Raw genomic sequence first — 19,417 nt, 5'->3', positions numbered from 1 at the left:
CGATAGATCCGCTTGTGGTTCCACGGCCGGCCCTGGCGCCGGAGGATCTTCCGGCACTTCCAGAACCCCCGGCTCGGACGGCCCTCCACCAGGGTCGCCAACGCGCCGATCACCTGTGCATCCCGAACCGTCCAGTCATCCGGAACCCGGTAGAAGGCCGACCGCGACAGTCCCACGCAGCGGCATGATCGAGTCACCGGGAGATCGTGCTCCTCGACCAGATACCGCGCGGCGTCGCGTTTCGCAGCCGGCCCTACAGTTTTTTTGAGATCAGATCCTTCATCGCTGTGTTCTCGAGCGCCAAGTCTGCATACATGCGTTTGAGCCTCGCGTTCTCGGCTTCGAGCTCTTTGACCCGTTTCAGGTCCGAGGCTTCCATGCCGCCGTACTTCGATTTCCACTTGTAGTACGTGGCCTCCGAAATTCCGTGCTTGCGGCAAAGCTCGCTGATCCGCATCCCGGCGTCCGCCGACTTCAGGATCGAGACGATCTGCGTCTCCGTGAATCGTGATTTCCTCATCAGAACCTCCTGGCACAAAGATGCCAGAAAGCTCTACTTTTTACCTGTCCACGAGAGTGGGGAGCTTACGGGGAGCTTACGGAACGATCTGACGCGCAATGAAGCCCGGTTCCGCACACCGGGAAACCGTAAACGGCCTCCTTAAAGGGCGAGCTTACGATTCAAGTAAATATTCCTGGACGCTACAACAATTGCGCTAAAAAGCCAGAAATGTTGATAGTACAGAACCGATATGAATGTTCCACTAACAAGAAGTCCGCAAAAAGAAGCCAAGAGGCATATCCTTAAATTATAAAAATAGGAACTCTCCCTCTTGCTATGCCAATCGCTCTCTTGCCCCAGCAACCGTATGTCGGAAAAGTTTCTCATAATGATAAGAGCAAAAATAGCCGTTCCCAGAATCCCTGTTTCCGGAAGCAGCGTAAACCATAAAGAATGAGCGGAACGACCCCACATATTACCCCTTGCATGCTCTTCCGACTGATACTCGTCGAAACGAATTGGAAAATTTCCAGGGCCGACCCCCAAAGGGTTATCAAGAAACATTTTCGTCGCATCTTTCCAGGTGAGAAGCCGAGAAGAAGCTGTAGACTCTGAAGTGTCGGTAATGGAGGAAATTTCCCCCAAGAAATCGTCGTCTGCCGTATAGGTAAACACAGATACGATAACCAGCGCCATCAATATGGCTTTAAGCTTATGGTGGCTGAACAGAACATAAACCCCTAACACGGCAGAGAGACCCAAGAACCCACCTCTGGATCTTGTATACGCTATCGCCGCTATCACAAGTATCGTGACCAGTAAATATACCCACTTATACTTATTGCTATTTGCTGTCCGGAATAGAAAGAGGCTGAAAGAAGTCAAGAACACCAAGGCCAGGGCAACATCGTTAGCATCCCTTACGGTGCCGGCGGGCCCATAACCACGATTAGTCAAGACGTAAACTGACAGATAGACGCTTACAAGCACGAAGAATAAAATGAGTCTATTTAAAGATTTTTCATCATTGATAAGATGGACGATACTATAAATGACCGGTAAATAGATGAGCATCCCCTTAGCCGTATGAAACGCGAAATAATTATTTCGCGCGAACGGCACAAATACGACTAAGTATAAGCAGAATAAACCGATCAGAAGAATTTGATTATTATTTATCTTTGTTATATTTACATTGAAAAAAGTTGAGACGAGCAATAGTAAAACACTGAACAACCCGAGCCTCAACGCCTCAAGACCAAGAACATCCTGGAACTTGGTATATTCCAACGCCAAATAAAATAACAACAGAAAGAAATACACCTTACCGCGAGAGCTGGTCAGAGCTGCAGACCTAGTCAAAGCGGACCGACGATGCTTCATTACAGGATCAATCTCGGACGCGATTCCTAGGGAGACAAGAAGGCCTAATTAAATCTATCAGGTGCCTTCCGAATTCTTCGCTGTCTAAGGGCCAGATTTTCTTCATCTGTGTTGCTCACCCATCATGCTTACGCGCGAACCAACACGGAGGTATAGAACTCCCTAACATTCTTCATATACTTTTCGTGTGTAAATTCAGTTAGAGCCCTTTGTCGGCCAGCAGCTCCAAGTTCTTTACGTAGAGTCTCATCACCCATAAGGAGATCCAGTTTCTCTTTTAGATCATCAACATTGCCGGGTTCGCAAAGCAGCCCATCAACTCGATCATCAATAACCGTCGGTATTCCATCTACCCGGGAACCAATTCGGGGCTTTCCCGCTGCCATAGCCTCCAAGAGAACCCTTCCCATAGCTTCCGAACGAGAGGGCAGGACGAAGATGCCACAGTTCCCTATATGCTGCGGCATTTCGTTAGCGTGGACAGGAGGATGGTGATAAATGCGTGGGTGGTTATCTATTGCCTTTTTAAGAGCGTCTCCATCCTTAAACCAACCCAAGATTTTCAAAGTCCAGTCGGGGTACTTGGGTGACACTTTTTTAAACGCAGCGATAAGGACATCCACCCCTTTACGCTTGAAAGGGAAGCCAGCGAAAAGCACTTCCCTCTTCTCACTGATCGGCACAAAAACACGGCTATCTACATACCTTCTGAAATCGACAATCATTTTATCCGCCAAGATCGATTTAAAAGGATCGATCTGTTCCTTATAAAGAAGCCTGACCCCATCCGCTCTACCCAAGGTGTAACGCATTAGGAGCGGATAAACCCTTTTCTTAATTTGATTCATCGGATAATAACGATCATCCAACCACTCGCCTGGAGCGGTATACACACCATTCACTTCAATTGCCAGCCTCGTTCCAATAGTCTTCGCGATTTCCGCCCCAATTAATCCTGTTTTAAGGGGGTCATATGTCGATATCAAATCGAATGGGTTACCGGCATCTCGTTTAACGTTATCAAGACAAAACTTACGGAACTTCAGAAACGGAACAGGCTTTCCGTTATTCGAAATTGATAAGAAGCGGAAGTTCCCCACTCGAAAATCTTCAGATGACGATGTTGTCGTATAAATATCGCCACAAAAATACTCGGAAAGATGTATGAAATGTTTCACGAATTCCGAGTCTTTGACGCGAAAGACAGGTCCCGGATTGATGAATAGTATTCTTTTTGCGTTCATTTATGATTTGTAAATCTAATGGAAGCTCTAAGTATAGTCTTATCTCGCTTCAGTTAACTGAAGTCTCTAAAACTTCAGATCGCGCAGAGGCTTATAGTACTCCCTCCACGTTTAGCACGCACCTCGCCCAACCAGATCAATATTTGCCCCATATCAACGCCTCCACGTCCTACCGCAATAACTGGCGAGCTTGGAGCAAGCCGAAAGTCTCCCGGATCAGACATAACTCCCGATGCGTTAGCGAATAGCGGATCATCCGCAATGGGCTCTGTCCCGCTGATCCCGTCTGAAGCAGCTTGGAACTGGAATTCTGGCGCCTCCAGTGCCTCGTTTGTCTGAAGGATTTGGGTTAACTCTGCCAGTGTCACATATCTGAGTGAGCGATTCAGCCGATGGCGCCTATAGCTAACCCGCGACGCGTCGATTTTCGCCTTCGCATAATCGATAGCCAGGAACGGATTCACATTCAGGCAATCTTAGCGCGGTCGTCGGTTGACCACCTCTATGTGACCGTTATCTGTCGGCGTTCCCGGCGGCCTAGATCCGAATTTAATGGCACATTGCCATGCCCATTCCTTGGGTGCCTTCAACGTAAATTCGGCGCCATAATGGTCGGTCAGCGAGGTCAGTACGGGGCCCGTCTTCCGAGCAATTCTCCTGAGCAGGAGCTGCCGTCTGGCCAGACATCGAGAGTCCCACCTCAATCAACAGACCCACGCGGATTAACTGATCAACGACCCTGAGTACCCGGAATGGCCGCCCATCGAGCGGTTGATCATGGACTAGGTTCATACTCTAACGCGCACCACGCCCCGCCGCCGCCGGCGCTGGATCATAATGAAGGCACATATGCTTGCGACGCCGGACGCGCATGCGTAGCTATAAACCTTCAAGCCGACTAAAATGACCAACCCGCTTCATGTTCACCGGCCACCCCACTCGACGGAGCATGATATGAACCCGTCGGTAACCGAACCGCCGCCGCGCCACGAGATCTCCGAGTTCTGCAACGGCTGCGCCGACCGACGCTTTGCTTTGCTCTTGCTGCAAGAGGCGGCGCGGAAAAAATGGGCCAGGCCGCAGGGTTTGCTAGTACTAACCTGAAATCGCTCCTTGATCTAACCAGTCCACGACGCTTCGCGGGCTTCAGAGCCTTCTTCGAACCTCCTGGCCAAGGATACGGTCATCCAGCCTCAGGTCCCCACCAACGTCATGACTCTGGCGTTCTACTCACGGAGTTACCGCAAAGCCGGCAGGTCCGTCAGGACGAGCTTGCCGTACTTTATTCCGAACGTAGAAGTTCGCTCCAACGACACCCAAATGCTGGTTCAAATCCGCCCCCGGCATGCCGCTCTCCACCTAGCGCCGCGCGTAGGTGATCTCCTCTCCCTTAGATCGCGACTTCTTGACATCCTCGTCTTCCGTTGAAGGACCTGCTGAACGATTCTAATCCAATTCTAAACCGACCTCGAAAAGCGGGGCGACGTCAGGATTAACTATCGTTTGGCGAAGCATCCGAGATGACCCAACGAAACTTTCCGGACTGCGAGCACGAAATCTGATCGTGAAATTCCACGTTTACTGGCGTTAAATGGCCGACGTATCGCTTGATTTCTCTGACTAGCCAACGAGCGTCGTCGTCGCCAAATTCAGCATGCGGTACAACACGTAGCACGATTGCTTTTGAAGCGTCCTGATAGATTTGGGATTGAAGCAATTTGGCCTGAACTGCCTCGAATATGGGATAAGCAAAGGACGCTTCTAGGAATCTCCCGTCGCTGGTTGCTAACATGTCCTCTAGTCGGCCTTCGACCGATTTCAGCAGAGGAAACCCTCGACCACATGGACAGGGAGTAGTAGCCCAAGTAGCCCAATCGTTCGTTTTGTATCGTATGAACGGCATCGTTGTGTTATACCAACCAGTCACAACGATACGACCGGGGACCCCTGGCGGAACTGGTGAATCCTCCTTGTCCAGGAGCTCGACGTGTCCAAAATCGCTATTGACGTGAAGTCCGCTATGGAATTCGCACTCCGTGGCGAATACTGCTCTCTCTGCCATGCCGTAGTAATCGAAAACGGGACACTGGAACGCACTTGCAATGGAATCACGTTGCCAAGGCAAAAGAACCTCTGACGACACAAATGCCGCCCTAAGAGGCACGGTCTGTCCAAGCTCGTCCATTGCCCGCGCCAGCATCGATAAGGTTGCGGGATATCCGTCAAACGCTACCGTCCCAAAGTCGCGAATGGCGTTAATGTACGCGCCCTGCCACTCTTTGGTGAAGTGGAAGTTTGAGAGATAAATACTATTCAGTGCCCGGTTAAAGCGCCAGAATGGCGGCCGTCCCTGATCAATTGGCACTATCTGTCGCCCCACCATATGGGCAACCGGGTCCCCCAGCGAGATACCAGCAGTTCTACGCATGCGCCACTCAACGACATTCTTTAGTACACAAACTTGGCGGTCGTAGAATATATTTCTAGCCTTCCCGGTCGTTCCGCTCGTATGACCTACAATTAAGTCAGCGCGAGTAGCGGCTTTAGAAACCATCAACGAATTATTATCGAGAATGTCTTGTGAGGTTGTGAACGGCAACTTCTGAAGGTCGTCCAAGGTCCCAATCGAGTTAGGATTTAGTCCACGATTTTCAAATAGCTGGCGGTACCACGGTACTTGATTCCATGCGTGTTTAATAATAAACCTAAGGCGTTCAACCTGAAGGACCTCTAAATCCGTGGCAGAAAGCCACTGTTGGGCCTCGAATTCCTCGAGGAATCGTTCGAAGTCAGGACCGAACTCACGCCTCCGGAGATGATATCCGTATAGAGATACCGCCAGATTCTGCACAAACACCGGTGAGCGGTCGTATATCCGCTTGGAGATATTGCTATTAATCACAGCCACTTACAAAAAACCGGTGTAATAGTCGGCAAGAGCATCGCCTATTGAGTTAAAACAAAAATGGCGCTCGACATGAGCACGCGCATTTTCTTGAAGTTTCGCGCGTAGTGAATCGCTATCAAACACACGGCAAATTTGCGAAACAAAGGATCCGGCAGAGGTCGCATGGAGAACGTTGAGCTCATTAGTTAGGCTGAGTCCCTCGCAGGCCACGGGATGTGCGACGATCGCTTTCCCCATAGCCATTGCATCCAGCATTTTGAGCTTGGTGCCGCCACCATCCCTAATCGGGCAGATATAGGCTTGTGACTCTTGCACGATAGGCCGTATGTCATCGACGAAACCTGGGAACTTCACGCGGTTATCCGATTCTGAGAAACGCCTCATGTCGGGGGGAACACCTGCACCTACAACCGTCAGTCGGACATCGGGACGCGCTGCGGTGAGGACTGGCCAAACTTCCTGAAGAAAACCACGCACGGCGCTGGCATTCGGATACCACGAGAGACCACCAACGAATACCAGACTATTAGGCCTCATCTGCGCATTGCCATTCGGTTGGAAATAATCTAGGTCAACTCCATTTGGGACAATGCGAATATTCAATGGTCCCGCGACTTCCTCCAGGCGTTCTGCATCCAGTTCTGAACAGGTTAGGTGCGCAGCAAAGCTATCCGCCACTTTGCGCTCATACTGCTGCAGCCGGAAAGCCTCCTGGCGAAAATAGGCTCGCTTCGCCAAGTTACTCTCCTGCATAGCCCGGCGCTTGAGCATTTGCGATTCGATATTGTGGTGATTGAGAATTTTCGGGACCCTGCCGGCCAATTGCCAATAGGGCGCCAGGCTAATAGTGTCGAAATGAATGAGTTCCGGCCGGAAAGTAGAGACACTATTGCGGACCGACGCCCCGAATGCCGATGAGCGTCCCCATCTGATTGTGTACGGGATTCCAGGCAACAACGAACGCAATGCCAAGCGGTACTGCCCGCCTTTCATGACGTCCTGAGGAAGGGGATGCACAGCGTCGAACGTGCCGAACTCGCTCAAAGCCTCAACCGCTGCCTCTTTCTCTTCTGATGTTGATTGATGAGCAGCCTGTTGGAAAGCCACCACCCGCATCTCGTGCCGTAACCCGATCTGCCGCATGAGATAGTAAGACCTCTGAGAGAGCCCCCCTTTCGGAGGCCATGGCAGATGGTGCGAAAGCCACAGAACCCTCATCGATCTACTTCGCCAGACAACTGTGGGGGCATACCGTTACTTTGGGTTCCAGCATAGAGAATAATCAAGATTCTTGTCGCGAACCCGCTTAAAACTCGGGCGCGAACATGGCCGCTCGCGCAAATCGAAGTCCGACCGACCAAATGGTACCGACCATAACCAGAAACAATTATATACGACCCCACTCATACAACAGCCTGGTGGTAAAGCAATCCGAAGATCTGGCAGTTCGATGAAAGCCAATACGAGACTTACCCTGACTTGGACTTGAGACTCTGAAGTCAGATCGCAACACGCCTTCCCACTAAGTAGGGATAGTTCAAAGACTAATAAAGTCTATTGAACCTGAATCTCATCGGGCGGCTTCGGTGCCGGCAAGGCATCCGGGACACAACTATCATCGAGTTCCTGCGGGGTTGAACCCACACAGATATTCTGCAAGAAAACCGTGCGCGTCGACTCGCCCCCGCACGGCGGCCATCCAGTGCAAGGGCCGACCGCGTTTGATACGTTCGAAAACACCCAAGCGAAGCGTTGGTATTCGATGTTTGACGCGAATCTCAATCCTGACTTAACCCTCTCCGCAAGCAATTCACCGGTCTCGTGGTCGAACACCTCGATGCCACAAGAACCATCGGAGAGACTTCCAGTATTCAGCCGGGTCCACATTTTGAAGCGCAGCCACCGACCGATATGCTCGTACATATCGAGTTTCAGTGAGCAATATGTGTCACTGTAGTCGGCGCCTACTTCCACTGGGGTCCCAGCCAACGTGACTCCATTGTAGTTTATTACCGCAGTTGCAGCACCTAAGCCGTCTTTGTACATCCAACGTGCGGCTTTGTATTCGTAAGGGATCCCGGCTTGGTGATCGGCTCCCATTTTGTAGAGAAAAGAAATAGCTGAGTTCTTGGGATGCGCAATCCAGTTCCCCGAAAGGGGCTTTAGTGACCTGGCAGTCTCGATTCCGTCATAAATCGCCCTTATACACCTCCTCCCACCGAGGCATTCGGCGAAATTGTCAGCCATTATCTTCCCATTCGCGACGCTTTCGCGCTTCCAGAAATAGTGGCCATCGCAAAGGTCTTTGTCCTCGGGTATACAGCCTGTTGAGCGCCACCCATCAAGATCGATATAAAGGCTATCCTGAGAAAATGCTGCAGGTGCTGCAAGCGCAACCGCTAAGCCAACGACTGCCATGGGAAGCCCGTTCAGACCAACCCTGCTTAGCAAACTGCGATCAAATAACATGGCTCAGGCCCTCCAAAACGAGTACTGTAGACGGCGAGTCAGATAGAATCCCAAGGACAAGAAAATCTCGGACCGCAACCTCGCGATCGGCTCCAATGTCATCCCAGACCCAAAAATTATGTTAAGTGCAACAATACTATGCATGATAATCCCTCATGAGTTCATTAATCTGGGCATGATTCACAGTTTCTCGATCTCGAAGAATTGTGTTAACGAAACGGCAGCGATGACTCCTTCATTTTCTTGAGTGTCGATGTATTCGTCTCGAAACCGGCCGCTGAGCATATGACCAGACGCATTCTACTCGCATCGTATCACTTTCCCCCATCTCCCGAAGTCGGCGCCCAACGCCCGGAGCGCTTGGCGCGACTTCTTCCCGACTTCGGGTATACGGTAGACGTGATCTGTGGTGCACCGAATGCCCCTCGCGCCAAAAGAAATCACTGGACCGGAAGCCCCCAACAATCCGAATCAGCTATCATTAGGGTACCGACACCCTATGTCTTCGGCAGGGACCCGAAGGACCCACCAAGCTGGAGCCAAGGAGTCACGAAGACGGCGTGGTGGAAACTTCGCGCCTACATCGAGCACTTTCTTTGGACCTCGGACTGGTCCTGGAATTGGGCTATCTCCGCAACCAACCAACTCACGGACACACTGGCGAATCGGCACGTCGACTTGATAGTCGTCAATTCACCTCCGAATCCACCAGCGGTGCCGTTCCTTCGAGCGGCACGAAAGTTAGGCATACCGTGTGTCCTCGATCTTCGGGATATGTGGGAGACGGGCGATGCGACCCCGAAGGCCTGGCACTTCGCATCCCCCACTCGACGTCGCGACATGTGGATAAGCGATCTCAGACGCGAGGCAATCACGAGCAGCCATCACGTCATTCTCAACACCCCGGCCATGTTGACAGAGACGCGCGCAGCGTTTCCGCAACTCCCAGCGTCCCACTTTTCTGCGATCCCAAACGCGTTCGGCGAAGTTGACTCGGAGTCGGCGACATCCGCGCCCAAGAACGCTGAGGAGACAATTCGAATCTCCTATACGGGTTCTCTAGCTTACGGGCGAGACACACAGCTGGCCAAAGTCATCCGTGCGATAGCCTTACTGAAGAGTCGTGGACTTACACAATTCCTGTTGACCGTTGCAGGGCCCGATCCGGATTTAGCCGTTCAATTAGCACGAAAGGAAAACGTCGAGTCGCAGGTTAGATCACTCGGGCTATTGACCCGCGACATGGCGACAAAGTTGCAGCGCGAATCGGAGGTCTTGCTGTTGCTTCAGCCCGAGCGGTACTCGTCCTTCGCGGTTCCTGCCAAATTTTTCGAGTACATGGCACGTAGGCGGAATATTCTCGGGGTTGTAGGGAAAGGCGCTGCGTCGGAGATGATTCTTGAATTTAACCTTGGGGTTGTCGCTGCCGATGAATCACCAAAAGCCATTGCAGACGCGTTAATGGAAACAGCATTGCGTGTGCAGGAGAACTCTTTTCTCCCACCCCCGCCTCTTTTGTTCTCCGAACAGGAAACGGTTAGCCAGTTCGCCTCAATCCTGGACAGAGTGTTGTGCAACGAAGGAGACTTCTAAAGCTCGGGACCGCGCGACCGATCACCAGGGAAGGCTTGGCGAAAGCAGCGGTCCAATGCTGTTCGCCAGTGGTAGCGGCAACCTCTTCCAGATTGCTCTGACGAGGTCGCTCGTACGACCGGCGCCCGCACTACGTGGATGCATCCGCCAGTAGATCGCCGACTCTTCCGCACCCCACTGCCGCTTGAACTTGTGTGGCCCGGAACCCCGAGTGGAGCGCCCGAAATCAAAATCACGGCAGCCAGTGCGGATAGCGAAGTCGAGCGCTGATCGATACAGCAACATGTTTACCGCGAACCGATTGAAATCCCTATGCGATGAAGCCCAGGGAATCTCCAGGGTATTCTTCCACTGGACCAGGACAGCCCCGGCCACGGGCTCGCCGCGCAGCCGAACTACAACGAGGTGAATCGCATCACCAAGGTGGCTTGCCAGCACGTTGAACCAGCGGCGTGGGTACACCGGCGTACCCAGGTCTCGCATGTTGGTAGCGAAGACCCTGTAGAACTCGGGAACCAGCTCCACACCGCCGTGCACCACCTCGGCGCCTTCCTTTAAAGCCCTTCGGCATTGCGAGCGCATCTTTGCGCCCAACGCGTTCCCTAACAATTCCGGTGTCTCCGGAAGCGCCAGGGTCATAAGCACTTTGTCGGTATGGACGTGCCAGTGCAGCTCCCTCGACTCGAGGTCACGCACCTCCACCTGCTGGCAACCGAGTTCCTGCTGCAAAGCACCGGCAGCATTGAACAGCTCCAATGCAACTGATGGGTCCTCAGCCAGCGGTCCGCCATGGTTGGCGTAAGGCAAGGACACTAGGCGATCACCAAACAGCCGGCTACGCTGACGAATAAGCGGCATAAGGCCGACTATATCGCCACACTCGTTTTCGGCAATAAGCCCGTGAGACGGTGCGCCGAAGGCCTCCTGGACGGCATCATGAAACCCTCGTGCATGGTAGAGAGTGCCCTTCGGGTGGGCAGCGACAAACGCGTCCCACGCCGCGTCATCTGCAGGGCAATGAGGTCGTAACCGTATACTCATCAATCCGTGGCCGGAATCATGCTCTGCGCTTTGAGCACCTGGATGCAGGTGGTCATTTCGAAATCATTCAGCAACCGCCGCAGCCGTTCCTCACACCTGTCGAGGTTGTTGTAATGCCGAAACCGGGAGCGCCAGCTTGCATTGACACGGGGCTGGTCTGGATCGACCTCCCAGGGATGAAGGTAGAACACCGTTGGCTGGCGCTCATCCTGGTTGATCCGCCGGATCAGCCAACGGCTCAGCGAATACGGATAGAGACGAAAGTAGCCACCGCCAGCCGCGGGCACATTCTGGCCCAGGACCCGCGCAGTGCTCGGCGGGAACTCGACAATGCTTGCTCCGGCGTCGGTCTCGAGGACATGCGGAAAGCGCTGTGCGCCGGGCATGCCGTACAGGTCGTGGCGCACCGGAAAGATGCTGGAGTCGTAGGCAAACCCGGCCTCCACTAGGATGTCCAGCGCCCAGCGTGACTTCGCAGTGATGGAGTAACTCGCCGCGCGGTAGCCGATCACCGCTGCCCCCGTGATGTCCTCCAGGAGCTGTTTCGAGCGAAGTGTCTCCTCGCGAAACTCGGCTGGCGTCTGCTGGTAAACCAGCTGGTGTGAATAGCCATGGCAGGCCACTTCGTGTCCGCGGCGCTCGATTTCCCGCACCAGCTCGGGGTGGCGCTCGGCCACCCAGCCCAGGGTGAAGAATGTGGCCTTCGTATCGGCGGCGTCAAACACGTCCAGCAGACGGCGCGTGCTGGCGTCCACGCGGCTGTTCATGCTCTCCCAGTCGTCCCGGGCAATCGCCTCTGACAGGGCGGCGACATGGAAGTAGTCCTCCACGTCAACTGACATCGCGTTGACGATAGTGCGGCTCATAACTACTGCTCCACGCCCGATATGGCGCTAGAAACGGGCATCCAATGACAGCGTCGCAAGGTTGGCGCTGTACTCCTCGCGCACTTCCGAATCGCGCTTGAAGTGGGCGAGACGGAAGGTGCCCGAGAACGTCCGAGTGATCTCGCGCACAACACGCAGGCTCAGGTCGAGATAATCGTCTTGGCCTTGTGCACCGTCGAAATCCCGCTGCTCGAAATCAGCACTTAGCCCAACCATGGTGCGTGGCGCAATGTCCCAATCAAAGCCCAGCGTGGCGCCCGCCACGTCTTGTGAGTCCCCGGCGCCGTCCTCGTAGGTGCGCCGGTCGGAATAGATCCGGGCGGTGATTACGGAGCGGACCAACTCGTAGCGCGCCGTGGCGGCGAAGCGCTTGCTAAGGAAAACACGGGTATCGAGGGTTGCGCTGCCGCCGGGACGTTGGCCCGGCTGGAAGACGCTGTCATTCCCCAACAGCCCGCTGGAAGTGGTTGGATCCTCCGAATAGCTCAGCTCGACGCTGCCACGTGAACCCCGTCGCGAGTAGCTGGCCCCATAAGAGGTCCCGAAGTAACGCTCACCGACGCTGAGTCTGAGGCTCTGCAGCTCGTCGGGATTCCATTCCAGTCCGGCCGACCAGAACGAAGCGTCAAGGCCGCCCTTGGAAGAATCCTCAGTGACGTCCGATTCGACGCCACCTGTGGCCGTCAGGCGGGTGCGCAACCCTACAGGCACGCCGAGTTCCAGGCCAACACGATCGAAGCGGAAATCCTGCGCCTGCTCGAAATCGGTGGTCGACTGGCTGGCATAAGTGCGCCAGCTTAATCCTCGGGCGTTCGCCGGGCTACCGAACCACCCGGAGATCGTCTGGGTGTCGGAGTCCTCGATGTTGATCGTGGTCGCGTCTGTGTTGGCGTAACGCACACCACGGTAGTCGAAGCGCAGCAGGCTCTCAGCCCAGTCGCCGTAGCGTCCCGTGTGATACGGGCTCGCCCCGAACACCAGCGCGTCGGTGCGGTTGTTCGTCTGGAACAGGTTGCTGAAGCCCACCCGGCCGCTGGTGTCGATGTTCTGCTGGTCGAGGCGAACAAATGCATCCAGGAACAAGCTCTCGGGGGCGAGCACGAAATTGCCAGTGCCGCTGGCCTGGTGGAAGGTGTCGTTGAAGTCGCTGTTGTCAGCGAACCAAAGAGCCTGGAGGTCGTAGTCGAGAGTCAGCTTCACCCGCGCACCCTCACCCGTGAGTGAGAAACCGGGGGTGAGCTCGGTGATCCACTCGGAATCCTCGAGACCGTCCGCGGCGAGCGAGACATTGTCTGTCCAGGTCTCGGCAAGCGACACGCGGGGCATGAAGTCCCACTGGGCCGCTCCGGCCCCCAGCGGCCAGCAGAGCCCAATGATTACCGCCCAGCAACTCTCCCGCGCACGGCGTGTCCACCATTCTGGGGGTAGCTCAACGTGCATCGGACTCTTGCTCCGCGTCGGTGTCAGCGCCATACCCATAGCCGTACCCTCCGTAGTGGTATCCGCCGCTCACTTGGCGACTCTTGTTCAGGATGGCGTTGATCGGCTTGTGTTCGTCGAGCAGCGACAAGGCCGACGCCACGTGATCCCGCGAGGTGATGTTTTCGGCAATCACGACCACCACCTGTCCCGCCAGCGCGGCGATCGCCTGGGCTTCGGTCGCGGCCAGCAACGGCGAGGAGTCGAACAGCACGATCCGGTCGGGATACCGCGTGCTGAGTTCCCGGCACAACGCCCGCATGCGTTCGCTCGACAGCAGTTCGGTGGCGTCGTTGCGCCATTGCCCCGCGGGGAGGATGGACAGTCGTGGGATATCCGTGCGGATCAGCAGGTCGTCGAGCTTGGGCGGGTTCTCGCCGAGCACATCCAGCAGCCCCGGCTGGTCGGCGACCCCGAACAGCCGGCTGATGTGCGGCTTCGGCACGTCACCGTCCACCAGCAGGATCGTCCGGTCGCGCTCCGTGGACAGGCTGAGCGCCAGGTTGAGACAGGTGTGGGTCTTGCCCTCGCCGGCCAGTGCACTGGTCACGAGGATGACGTTGCCGTCCTCGATGCGCGGCACGCCGATGCCGAAGGCGTTGGAGATCAGGGGCCGTTTGATGCGCCGGTATTCGTCCGCCATCTGGCGCTGGTACTTCTCCGGCGCCAGGAAACCTTCCTCGCGCAGCCTCGCGCGGTCCACCGCCACCAGCTTGTGGCCGCGACGCGGGATACCCGGTTCGCGGCCCGGAACTGCGTCGGCGCCGGCCTCGAGACCCTCGCCGCCAGCGCCATCCGCGGGGCCGCCTGCCTCGCCCGGCGCCGCGCGATACTCGCCCAGCGGGGCCATCTCGCGTTCCTGTTGCTTGAGCCGGTTCAGTGCCTTTTCGACGAAACTCACGCGTATTCTCCCTGCGCCCGGTTCAAGCCAGCATCCGCTGGGCCAGTGACGTCATCGCGGGCAGCGCCATGAAGACGACGCCGAACACCGCCAGCAGCGCCAGCAACCCTACGGCGAACACCACTTCCGCACTGCGACGTTTCCAGGTCGCGCGCGCCGTCCACGCCATTGAGACGGTCCCTAGTACCGGGATACCGAGCTGCTGGTACACGGAGTCGCCGCCGACGAACACCGGCTTGAGCTGGTGCAACATGAAGGCAAGACCGCCGCCTGCGGCGAGTGAGGCCGCCAACACCATAAGTATCAACCGGAAGCGATCGGGCGCCACCGGCAATTGCGGCGCCAGCGGCGGCTCGATAATGCGGAACTCGAGCTGGCGACCCTGGCGCTTGCGGTCGATGTCGAAATTCAACAGTTCCCGCCGCTGTAGCAGGCTCTCGTACTGGTTGCGCAGCACGGCGTGATCTCGGTTAAGGCCAGCCAGTTCGGCTTCGAGCTGCGGCGCGATGTCCACCCGTTCCTGCAACTCGTTGATGCGCTGTTCCAGGTTGCGTTCGCGCCCGCGCAGCTCGGTGATATCGATCTCGACCTGGCTGAGTGCGATACGCACGTTCTCGACGACCGCGCCGCCGGCCCCGCCGGCGCCGAGCAGCGGACCGAGCTCGTCACGGCGCCGCTCAAGCCGACCCTGCAATGCCGCAAGCGTCTCACGGGCGGAGATCACCGAGGGGTGCTCGTCCGTGTAGATCAGCCTCAGCTCGTCAAGCTGCTTCTCGGTTTGCAGCACCTGGTTCTGCAGTTCTGCCAGGCTCGTTGCGCCAGACTCGTCCTGTGTGCCAGCCTGCTCGGAAGCGGCAAACTGGCTGGCGAGCGCGGCACGCTTCTCAAGCGCTACCCGTAAGTCGGCCCGCACTTGCCTCAGTTCCTCCTGGAAACCCTCCAGCCGCGAGAAGAAGCCCCCTTCGCCCCCGATCATCCCCGCGTTGCGGCGCCGGAAATCGGCGACGCGGTTCTCGGCTTCCTCGAGCCGCCGGCGGTACTCTGCCATCTGGTTGTCGAGGAACGCGAGTGCCTGCAGGTCGTCGCGCAGATCCCCCTCCAGCGACTGTTCCTGGAAGCTGTTGAGCAGCACCTGTACCACCCGCTCTGCCACGCGGCGGTCCTTGTCCTGGTAGACGATGTTGTAAACGTTGGCGTCGAAGCCGCGCCCCCCGGTCGGCTGCACCACGATCTCCTCCTGCAGCTTGGCCACCAACGCCTGGAAGGCCTGCGGCGTGGGCGCCCGCAGGTCGAGGTCAGTCTGGCGCGCCACCAGTTCGAGGTTGGGCGTGGACAGCAGCATGCGGCGGACGTAGGCCACCTTGGCGTCGGCGTCGTCGCCGCCGCGCGTCGTGGCCGCGAGCGGATCACTGGTATCCACGAACACCTGCGCCCGCGCCTCGTACTCGTCCGGCATGGCGAGCACGACCACGATCCCGCCGAGCGCCACCAGCCACGTGACGGCCATGGCCAGCCAGCGGAATCGCCAGGCGCCGCGCAGCTCGGTCAGAATCTGCCTGAGGAGCTGATCCATCTAGAAACGCGCCTCCGGTATGATGATGACGTCGCCTGGCTGGATGACCACGTTCTGGCGCATGTCGCCGGCATTGAGGAGATCGTCGAGTCGCACGTTGATCTCGACCGGGCCGTCGGTGGTGCGCCGCACCAGCTTGGCGCGGTTCCCCGCGGCGAACTCGCCGAGCCCGCCGACCTGGATCATTACGTCGAGCAGCGTCATACCGTCGCTGTAGGGCAGCGCCTGGGCATTGGCCGCCTGGCCGACCACGCGCACCTGCTGCTGGAAGCTTGGTGCGGCGGTCTGCATGATGACGTTGACCGTCGGCTGGCGGATGAAGCGCGCCAGCACCTCCTCCATGTCGCGCGCGAGCTGCGTGGGCGTCTTGCCGGCGGCCACCATGTCCTCGATCAGCGGGGTGGAGATCTTGCCATCGGGGCGCACCGGCACCGTGGTCGAGAGATCCGGGTGCTGCCAGACGAACACGTTCAGCACGGCGCCCGGCGCGATGATGTAGTCGGTCTCCGCGGCCGGCAGGGCCGAATCGGGCAGTTCGGGCGCCCGCCCACTGGTGCCGCAACCCGCCAGGACCGCCAGCGCCGTCACGACCAGCATCGCCAGCCCAGTCTTCAAAAGCATCATTCTCATCGTTCGCTACTCCCCGCCCCGCCCGAGGCGATCCAACAGTTTCTGCGCCGGCTCATGGTAATTGGCAGCGCCGGTATCCGCGAGCACCGCGCGCGCCTCGCGGGCGGCACCGTCCTCGTCACCCGTCGCCGCGAGCACCTCGGCATAGCGGTAACGCACATCACCCGCCTCGGGCGCGCCGGCCGCGGCCTGCGCCATGAGCGGCAGCGCCGCGGCATTGTCACCCTGCTGGTGCAGCAGCCAGCCGAGCGTGTCGGCGACCATGGGATCTTCGGGCGCCGCCGCATGCGCGCGGCGCGCCAGCTCGACGCCGCGCGGATCGCCGGCCTCGCCGTACAGCCACGCCAGGTTGTTGAGAAACAAGGGGTTCTCCGGTGCCTTTTCCACGAGCCGCTCGTATTCGCCTATGGCCGCCGGGAAGTCAGCCTGCGCCAGGTAATGGTCGGCCAGCAGCGCGCGGATCCCTGCGTTATCCGGGGCATCCTCGAGCCAGGCCAGCAGCGGCGCCGCCGGCTCGGGCAGTCCGCCGAGGCGGCGTGCCTGGTAAATCCCCACCACTGCCCGCGCGCCGGCGCCCTGGGTCCGGGCCGTGGCCAGCGACTGCTCGGCCTCGGCATAACGTCCCTGGGCCAGGAGCACCTCGCCACGCAGCATGGCGACACGCGCATCGCCGGCCGGCGCCGCGCGCTCCAGCCGCTCCACCGCCCGGGCGGCCGCATCCAGCCGCCCCGCACGCCGCTCGAGATCCACAAGCGTGGCGAGCATCACCGTGTTGTCCGGCTCAAGGGCCAGCGCGTTCACGAGCTGTTCACGGCCCGCATCGAGTTCGCCCAGCGCGGCATGGGCACGCGCGGCGTTGAACAGGTAGCGCGCCTCCAGCGGGTTGATCTCCCGCGCGCGCTCGAAGTGGGGCAGTGCCTCGCGAGCCTGTCCTGTTTCCATCAGCGTCGCGCCGAGCGCATTGACGACCGGGGCTGCATTCGGCGAGATCTCCGCCGCCTCGCGGGCCACCGCCACCGCCTCCCCGGCGCGCCCCAAGGCCACCAGGTACTGGGCGAGAATGAAACGCGAGCTGGCGTCCGCGGCGTCGGCAGCGCGGGCCCGCTCGAGTTTCGCGATGGCCTGTTCGCGCCGGTCCTGGGCCCAGTCGATCTGCGCGAGGGCGCCGAGCGCCGCGGCGTTGCCGGGCTGGGCCGCCAGGATGCTCTCGAACTGGGCGACAGCAGCATCGAGCTGCCCCTGTTGCGCACGGATCCGCCCCAGGTTGAAGGCTGCGGCTGCATTGTCCGGGGCGAGCTGCAGCGCTTCCTCGAACCACGCGGCCGCCTCGTCCAGCTGCCCGCCACTCTGGAACACGGCCCCGAGCGTGCCGAACAGCGCGGCATTGTCCGGAGCGGCTGCGGCGACCTGTGCAGCCAATTCACGTGCCGCCGGCAGGTCGCCGCCCTGCAGGTGCGCGGCGATACCGATCAGGTCCGCACGCTGGCGCACGACGCCCTCGCCCGCCTCGATCCGGCCCAGCTCCGCCAGCGCCTCCTCGGTGCGTCCCGCGGACATCAGGCTGACCGCCAGCATCACGCGGGTCTCGTCGTTCTCCGGATCGTCGGCGAGGCGCCGGCGGAATATCTCGACCGCGGCATCGGCGTCGCCCGCCTGCACGCTCGCCATCCCCGCGAGGGTCGCCACGCCCGCATCCACGCCCGATCCGCCCAGCACGGGGCCCAGGGCCTCCAGCGCACGCTCCGGCGACTGCAGCCCGAGACGGGTCTGCGCCAGCAGCTTGCGCGCCGCCAGGTTGCCCGGATCGGAAGCGATGGCGCGTTCGAGATGCCGTTCGGCCTGCACAGTCTGGCCGAGCGTGAGGCTCGCGGCACCCGCCATCAGGTGCCCGATCGGTGACTCGGGCTGCGCCGCGAGCACGGCCTGGGCATAGGCCAGGGCCTGGTCTCCATCGCCCGACTGCAGCTCGACGCGCGACATCAGGTAATTGGCGACCGGATGGCTTTCGGCATCCTGCAACAGGCCGGAAGCGACGACACGCGCCTCGTCGAGCTGCCCGGCCGACAACAGCGCCTCGGCCTCGCCGGCGCGAAACATGAACTGCCGTGTGCCGCGCGGATCGACCACGACCTCCGCCCCCTTGCGGAAGGCCGTCACGGCATCCTCGGGCTGGCCTGACTGCAGGGCCGCGAGGGCACGGGTCTCCCAGTAATCCGCGTCGCCCGCCAGTTCCCCCGCGACTTCGTCGAGGAGCGTGAGCGCATCGTCCGGGCGTCCTTCAGCCAGCGCGATCCGTGCCAGCCCGACCTGGGCCAGGCCCGCGAGCTCGGGGACGGCCCGGAGCGAACGCAACAGTTCGGTCGCCTCAGCGATGTTTCCGCCAGCCATCAGCGCCATGGCGCGCCAGTACGCCGCCTCCGGCGCCACATCGCCGTCACCCGGCTCGCTGTAACGCAGCGCCTCTTCCGTTCCACCGGCCCGCACCAGCGACTCCACCAGCGGCGCGCGGAAGTCGTTGACGTCCGCGCCGAGATCGATGGCGCGCAGGTATTCTTTCGCTGCGCTGTCGTAATCCCCGATCGCGAAGGCGGCCTCGGCGAGCAGCACCCGCGCATCGACGTTGCTGGGATCAGCCTGCAGGACGTTACGCAGGTGGATGGCGGCCGCAGCCGGATCCCCCCCCGCCATGGCGTCGCGCGCGGAGGCGATGCGCTCCTCGTCGCTGAGGCGCGCACCACAGGCTGCGAGCATGAACGCGACCGGCAGAACGACCCATGCGCTCCTGCGAAGGGTGGGACGTGTCATCT

At 58.8% G+C, this 19,417-nt stretch carries 13 protein-coding genes and 1 pseudogene; 1 reads left to right on the top strand and 13 read right to left on the bottom strand.

What is annotated here, in order from left to right:
- The 6 genes and pseudogenes from G6032_RS15735 to G6032_RS12065 form a co-directional block, all read right to left on the bottom strand.
- Nucleotides 1–520, bottom strand: a pseudogene (locus G6032_RS15735) (transposase); the annotation flags it as partial.
- Between the two features lie 141 nt (nucleotides 521–661).
- Nucleotides 662–1,885 carry an O-antigen ligase family protein gene (locus tag G6032_RS12085; protein ID WP_165282390.1) on the bottom strand — a complete coding sequence of 408 codons (1,224 nt, stop codon included), beginning with the start codon at nucleotides 1,883–1,885 and terminating at the stop codon, nucleotides 662–664.
- A 128-nt stretch (nucleotides 1,886–2,013) separates the two neighbouring features.
- Nucleotides 2,014–3,129 carry a glycosyltransferase family 4 protein gene (locus G6032_RS12080; protein WP_165282389.1) on the bottom strand — a complete coding sequence of 372 codons (1,116 nt, stop codon included), beginning with the start codon at nucleotides 3,127–3,129 and terminating at the stop codon, nucleotides 2,014–2,016.
- Nucleotides 3,130–4,621: 1,492 nt separating this feature from the next.
- Nucleotides 4,622–6,037 carry a phenylacetate--CoA ligase family protein gene (locus G6032_RS12075; RefSeq protein WP_165282388.1) on the bottom strand — a complete coding sequence of 472 codons (1,416 nt, stop codon included), beginning with the start codon at nucleotides 6,035–6,037 and terminating at the stop codon, nucleotides 4,622–4,624.
- The gene (locus tag G6032_RS12070; protein WP_346763816.1) at nucleotides 6,038–7,144 is read right to left on the bottom strand and encodes a glycosyltransferase family 4 protein; all 1,107 of its coding nucleotides are present in this window, start codon (nucleotides 7,142–7,144) and stop codon (nucleotides 6,038–6,040) included.
- 447 nt (nucleotides 7,145–7,591) lie between these two features.
- Complete coding sequence (locus tag G6032_RS12065) at nucleotides 7,592–8,506, bottom strand: hypothetical protein (RefSeq protein ID WP_165282386.1); 915 nt, start codon at nucleotides 8,504–8,506, stop codon at nucleotides 7,592–7,594.
- A 285-nt stretch (nucleotides 8,507–8,791) separates the two neighbouring features.
- Here G6032_RS12065 and G6032_RS12060 point away from each other — a divergent pair, with 285 nt between their 5' ends.
- Complete coding sequence (locus G6032_RS12060; protein WP_165282385.1) at nucleotides 8,792–10,099, top strand: glycosyltransferase; 1,308 nt, start codon at nucleotides 8,792–8,794, stop codon at nucleotides 10,097–10,099.
- 21 nt (nucleotides 10,100–10,120) lie between these two features.
- Here G6032_RS12060 and G6032_RS12055 read toward each other — a convergent pair whose 3' ends face one another.
- The 7 genes from G6032_RS12055 to prsT are packed head-to-tail and all read right to left on the bottom strand — an operon-like array spanning nucleotide 10,121 to nucleotide 19,415.
- Nucleotides 10,121–11,140 (bottom strand): FemAB family XrtA/PEP-CTERM system-associated protein, encoded by a 1,020-nt coding sequence (locus G6032_RS12055; protein ID WP_165282384.1) that lies wholly within the window; start codon nucleotides 11,138–11,140, stop codon nucleotides 10,121–10,123.
- Complete coding sequence (locus tag G6032_RS12050; RefSeq protein ID WP_165282383.1) at nucleotides 11,140–12,006, bottom strand: XrtA system polysaccharide deacetylase; 867 nt, start codon at nucleotides 12,004–12,006, stop codon at nucleotides 11,140–11,142. Before G6032_RS12050 ends, G6032_RS12055 begins: the two co-directional genes overlap by 1 nt.
- Nucleotides 12,007–12,033: 27 nt before the next feature.
- Nucleotides 12,034–13,467 (bottom strand): TIGR03016 family PEP-CTERM system-associated outer membrane protein, encoded by a 1,434-nt coding sequence (locus G6032_RS12045; protein ID WP_276611046.1) that lies wholly within the window; start codon nucleotides 13,465–13,467, stop codon nucleotides 12,034–12,036.
- The gene (locus G6032_RS12040) at nucleotides 13,457–14,407 is read right to left on the bottom strand and encodes an XrtA-associated tyrosine autokinase (RefSeq protein WP_165282381.1); all 951 of its coding nucleotides are present in this window, start codon (nucleotides 14,405–14,407) and stop codon (nucleotides 13,457–13,459) included. Before G6032_RS12040 ends, G6032_RS12045 begins: the two co-directional genes overlap by 11 nt.
- Before the next feature lie 22 nt (nucleotides 14,408–14,429).
- On the bottom strand, nucleotides 14,430–15,980 hold the full coding sequence (locus tag G6032_RS12035) for an XrtA system polysaccharide chain length determinant (protein WP_165282380.1): 1,551 nt from the start codon (nucleotides 15,978–15,980) through the stop codon (nucleotides 14,430–14,432).
- Complete coding sequence (locus G6032_RS12030; protein WP_165282379.1) at nucleotides 15,981–16,610, bottom strand: XrtA/PEP-CTERM system exopolysaccharide export protein; 630 nt, start codon at nucleotides 16,608–16,610, stop codon at nucleotides 15,981–15,983.
- Between the two features lie 6 nt (nucleotides 16,611–16,616).
- Nucleotides 16,617–19,415: an XrtA/PEP-CTERM system TPR-repeat protein PrsT gene (prsT, locus tag G6032_RS12025; protein ID WP_165282378.1), complete on the bottom strand. Its 2,799-nt coding sequence runs from the start codon at nucleotides 19,413–19,415 to the stop codon at nucleotides 16,617–16,619.
- Nucleotides 19,416–19,417 lie beyond the last annotated feature (2 nt).

It is taken from the genome of Wenzhouxiangella sp. XN24 (assembly GCF_011064545.1).
Taxonomy (GTDB): domain Bacteria; phylum Pseudomonadota; class Gammaproteobacteria; order Steroidobacterales; family XN24; genus XN24.
This window is presented reverse-complemented; position numbering and strand designations above follow the sequence as displayed.